Genomic DNA, 3,018 nt, shown 5'->3' with positions numbered 1-3,018 from the left:
CATCACTAGGGCTATCATACACTACTGCAGGTGTGCTAGCATTCAAATTCAATTCGGTTTGTGAGTACGGAAGCCTTAATGCAAACTGCCTTGGACGTTGTAAAGGTGTTTGAAGTCCTGTTGGGTATCCAGTTCGCCTAAAAGCATTATAGATTTCAAAACCATTACCAAAATTGGCGAACCAAGCTTGCTTCATTATATACTGAAGCTTCTGTCCTTCATTACCACCAGCGGGGTAAGCATCTACAATATCTTCAACATAATCATCAAAAGGGGTGTATGTGATTGGGAAGTCCCAAGTCGTAACATCACTACTTGCAGAAGGATCCGCAGCCGTTCCGACAGCAACAACTTTATCCATTTGATCACTGAGTGCCGCGTTCAACAACTCTGCATCTGACATGCCAGTATTAACACCTAACCTCACCTGTGCTTCTAAAAGATAAAAGTGGGTCATCCATGAAGTAATCATTGGGAATATTCCATCGCCTCGCCCTTTGTTTCCACCACCTGTTTCTGCTACGTCATCAAACAATCCAGCACTTGGATATGCTCCTGGTATAGTTCTCAATGGATTGTCATTTGGTATACCGGATGGATCTGATCTATCGCGACCAAAATAACCTGCTAAGTAGGCCTGCTGTTCAGCTGTCATACTACCGGGGTCAACGCCATATATCCTATTAGTCATTGCAGGATTGGTAACTAAATAATTGTACGAACAGTCATTTCTGTTAGAGCAAGGGATAGTTTGCTTCTCAGATGGGTCATTGAAATCCAGAACATCCGTTGTTTGTCTTTTAAAATAAAATGGAGTTCTTGGGTCTCTGTTCTCCAACATCTCCACCATTAACTGATGTCCGAAGTAAGAATAAGCCGCCTCTCCACCTGCATAACCATCTTGATACATTGGATGTCTATCATCAGGATTTTGAAGGCTTCCAAATTTAAATTGAAAATCATTTGAACTAGAAGTGATTAGGTCATCTTCATCTATCAGAGCCTGTATATCAGCAGCAACAGCTGGGTTTAAGGCGCTAGTTTGTAACAGCAATCGCAATTTTAGCGTTTTGGCTGCTTTAGTCCACTTTGCAATGCTTCCATTGTAAATTAAATCTCCTGTTACAGATACGGCACTGTTGAGAGCGAAATTTTCAACAGCCTTATCACATAAAGCAATTAAATCTGTATATATAGCTGCATCATCATCATATCCGGGTTCCTTCTCCCCCTGATCACCTTTGAAAGCAGTGAAGTAAGGCACATCTCCCCACATGTCTACCATTAGACTGAAATAGTAGGCTTTCATTACCTGAGCAACACCCAAATAATGAGGGTTATTTCCTGACTCTTCAGCAGAAACAATTATTTGCTCTAAATCTACTAAAGGAACAGCGTATAGAAAGTTCCAAGTACTGGCCCATGTTCCATTAGTCATATTAAAGTCATCAAAAGATGTATTAATACCCATGAAGCCCATGGTGGCATTATTTAGACCATCAGCGAATGAAGAAATACCATCTAATTGTGCATTTGCTAATAGTAAATCTGCTGAAGCTTCTGTTGGGTTATTAGGATCCTGATTTATGTCTAAGTCGAAGATGTCACAAGATGTTACAGAAAATAACATTATGAAAGACATCGCACTAGCGACTACTTTATTCTTTATATTTTTCATAAGTATCTCTTAATTAAAAGGTTAGTGATAGGTTCACTCCATATCTCTTAGTAGTTGGTGCACTACCATATTCAAAGCCTTGAACATTGGAATCTGGAGTTTCACCTAACACTTCAGGGTCAAGATTTAGACCTTCCAAGATATTTGGTGCGTTGAACCAAAGATTACGTCCAGATATTGAAATAGAAGCCGATCCGAAAGGAGTCTTTTCAAGCAAAGACTTTGGAAGGCTATAACCTAAGCTAATTTCTCTTAGTCTGATAACAGTACCATCATAGATATTTACTTCATCCTGACCATAAGCTCCCCAGCCGTTTGAGAAGTGTGAGTCAAAAGCTGAAATCCCAACGGTATTCTGAACCTTATTGCCATTTTCATCTAATAATGGTTCGAAGGTTTGAGTATTGCCTAAGACTCCTGGAACGACACGAATAGCTTCTCTATCTTCAGAAATTTTCAACTGACCTCTAAGAAGTAAGGAAGCTGCCGTAAATGAGTAAAAATCTCCGCCTTGTTTCCAGTCAACCAAAGCCCTCAGAGTAATACCCTTGAAAGTGAAGGTATTTGTCCAGCCTAACGTAAAATCAGGGTTTGGATCACCTACAATTTCTGAATTTGGCAAACCAAATGGCAAACCGCTTTGAGGATCAATCAATAGATTTCCTTCAGCATCTCTTGCATTCTTAGAACCAAATATTTGTCCGTAAGGAGCACCATTTCTAAAAATAGTACCTAAAGTACTGCTCGGGCCTCCTAATAGTAACTCACCCGTAGGTCCGGCATCGATTACTTCAGATTTGATCTTCGTAAATGCCAGATAAGAATTCCAGGCAAATCCATTGTTCAATTTAACAGGGGTAAGATCCAAACCTATCTCCCATCCTTTGTTGTTCAACTCGCCAACATTCACTACCTCATCGACATATCCAGTAGATCTTGCCAAATCAGCATTCAAGATCAGGTCTGTAGAAGTTCTGTTGAAATAAGTTACATCAATACCTATTCTGTTGTTTAAAAACTGAGCCTCAAAACCTGCCTCATACTCAGAGGTAAACTCAGGCTTCAAGTCAGGGTTCCCCAATCTGTTACCTAAAGAAGCTCTATTGATTGGTGCACCTCCTGATGGAGTGAATGGAGTTCCTATACGATAAATAACACCTGTTCTGTAAGGGTCAGCATCATTACCCACTTTAGCAGCAGCGACTCGAGCTTTCAAGAAATTGACAAATAATGGCAAATCAACCATATCACTAACTACTGCAGATAAACTTGCAGATGGATAGAAATAGCTGTTATTGCCTTGAGGTAAAGTAGATGACCAGTCATTTCTTCCTGTTAAT

2 protein-coding genes are annotated in these 3,018 nt (G+C 40.0%); both read right to left on the bottom strand.

What is annotated here, in order from left to right:
* The coding region (locus E1140_RS00885; RefSeq protein WP_155178068.1) for a SusD/RagB family nutrient-binding outer membrane lipoprotein at positions 1 to 1,678 on the bottom strand (1,678 nt) is incomplete at its 3' end.
* 13 nt (positions 1,679 to 1,691) lie between these two features.
* A partial coding sequence (locus E1140_RS00880) for a TonB-dependent receptor domain-containing protein (RefSeq protein WP_155178067.1) occupies positions 1,692 to 3,018 on the bottom strand: 1,327 nt, incomplete at its 5' end.

It is taken from the genome of Fulvivirga lutimaris, from assembly GCF_009711525.1.
GTDB classification, from domain to species: domain Bacteria; phylum Bacteroidota; class Bacteroidia; order Cytophagales; family Cyclobacteriaceae; genus Fulvivirga; species Fulvivirga lutimaris.
The sequence above is the reverse complement of the archived record's forward strand: the minus strand, read 5'-3'. Positions and strand labels throughout refer to the sequence as shown.